This window comes from Moorena sp. SIO4A1, assembly GCF_010672065.1.
In the GTDB taxonomy this organism is placed as follows: domain Bacteria; phylum Cyanobacteriota; class Cyanobacteriia; order Cyanobacteriales; family Coleofasciculaceae; genus Moorena.
Genome location: NZ_JAAHHX010000349.1, coordinates 1 through 2,150 on the forward strand (window position 1 = coordinate 1; position 2,150 = coordinate 2,150).

1 protein-coding gene and 1 pseudogene are annotated in these 2,150 nt (G+C 45.9%); both read right to left on the minus strand.

Features of this window, described 5'->3' with window-relative positions; translation table 11 throughout:
* Positions 1 to 283 (minus strand): annotated as a pseudogene (locus F6K53_RS38090) (rhomboid family intramembrane serine protease); the annotation flags it as partial.
* Between the two features lie 112 nt (positions 284 to 395).
* Positions 396 to 2,150, minus strand: a 1,755-nt coding sequence (locus tag F6K53_RS38095) for a S9 family peptidase (RefSeq protein ID WP_293084923.1), incomplete at its 5' end; no start/stop codon positions are given.

A 2,150-nucleotide genomic window follows, 5' to 3' on the forward strand; every position in this document is an offset into this window, starting at 1 on the left:
CGAAAAAGTCGCTAGTTTCTTGCAACATTACAAACCAGCCTAGGACAAGAAAAGGTATAGTGTTGGAAATCAGATGAGAAAAACCACCGTGGAGAAAAGGGGCAAATAAAATACCCCGCAGCCCAATCGGGTTACGGGGGATGATGCCATATAGATCAAGTTTCCTTCCAAAAATGAATATATCCACCAGCTCTACAATCCACATCAGAGCGACCCATCCACCGAGGATTATTGCCTGAGTTTGTAACTCACTGGTTATTGATTGTTTTTCCTGCCTAGTCATCGTTGATCAGTTTATGGTGAACAATAATATCGAAACCAATAGACAAATACCGACATTGGCTTACTTCGCAGGTCTTGAGCCATGTCTACACACTAACGTAATTAAATAATGACTAATAATTATAAATAGTTAGAGGGTCTATCGCCTCTGGGAGCTCAAATCCAAATACCCGGGAATAAAAATACAACTCCCCTTCGAGAGTCCGTTTAATCGTTTCTGCTTTACGAAAACCGTGTTGCTCCCCTTCATAGGTGACATAGGCTACAGGTAACCCCTTAGCCTTCAAAGCTGCCACCATCATTTCTGCTTGACTAGGAGGAACTACCTTGTCTTCTAGCCCCTGGAAGAAAATTACAGGACACGACAGTTGGTCTGTGAAATGAATAGGCGATCGCTGTTGATATAAATCTTTACGTTCTGGATAAGGACCGATCAAGCCATCTAGATACCGGGACTCAAATTTGTGGGTATCCTTGGCTAGTACCTCCAAATCACTGATACCGTAGTAGCTAGCGCCAGCTTTAAACACATCTCGGAATGTCAGAGCAGCTAGAGTTGTATACCCCCCAGCACTCCCCCCAGCAATTGCCAGTCGCTCACCATCAACTAGTCCTTGCTCAGCTAGGTATTGCGCGCCATTGGTGCAGTCATCAACATCCACAATCCCCCAGTTGTTTTTCAGGCGCTGACGATAGTCCCGCCCATAGCCAGTACTCCCACCATAGTTGACATCTAGCATGGCAAAACCACGAGAGGTCCAGTATTGAATTTTTAGGTTAAACGCACTGGAAGTCGCTGCCGTAGGTCCACCGTGGCTTTTGACAATTAGGGGTGGTTTTTCAGACTTTGGTGCAGTGTAGTCTTTGTTTTGTGGTGGGTAGAAGAAACCATAGGCGGTCAGTCCATTAGTTGTCGGAAATGCGATCGCTTGAGGCCGCGATAGATAGCCAGTATCGATAGCTAACTCACGCTTATTCCTTAATACATTGATTTGTCCATTTGTCAAGTCCAACTGAACAATAGCGCTTGCTTCTGTTACGGAACCAGCGATAAAAACCGCTTGATTATCAGCTACCTTTAGGTCGGAAATACTGGTGTATGGTGTAGCAATCACCGACCGCTGCTTCGTTTTTAGGTCAATACTAGCTAAATACCAGTTTCCTGCCTGAGTATAGGTACATATGATTCGATTGGCACCATCGAAGCCATAAGTAGACATGCCAAAGACCCACTGGGGTAGTCCAAACTCGGCTTCCATTTCACACAGGGGTTCGATTTCCCCTTGGGTTGGTTGCCAGCGGTAGAGATTCCACCAATTAGTGCGATCGCAAACAAAGTAAAGCACACCATCTGGTGACCACTCTGGCTGAAATACCGACTCATCTACCCCACCAGCAATGGGCTCTGCAACACCTAGAGAACCATCGGTTAATATTGGAGCTACCCAGAGTTGAGTACCATCCCAGGGCATATTGGGATGATTCCAGCTTAGCCACGCCAGTTTAGAGCAATCGGGACTTAGGCGCGGCGAGGAGTAAAAGTCACAGCCAGAGGCTAGCACTTGAATATCTTCACCGTTTTCTAGGCTGATGCTAACCAAGGTATTTACTGGTTCCCCATCCACTGTGTGGTTTTCTCCGACACAGATTATACGTCCCCGTTGCTGGTCAATTACCCCATCACCATAGCGCCAGTTAGCTATAGGGGTTAGGGGTTGGGGTTTGGAGCTTGGGGTTTGTAAACGAAAAGGCAATAGACCTATAGAGGAATTCCTAAAAAAGAAACCAGGCTTGCTGCAAAAAATCAAAAATAAGGCGAAACAACCATTATCAGATGCAGCAGCGGTGAATACAACTCGGAACAGAAT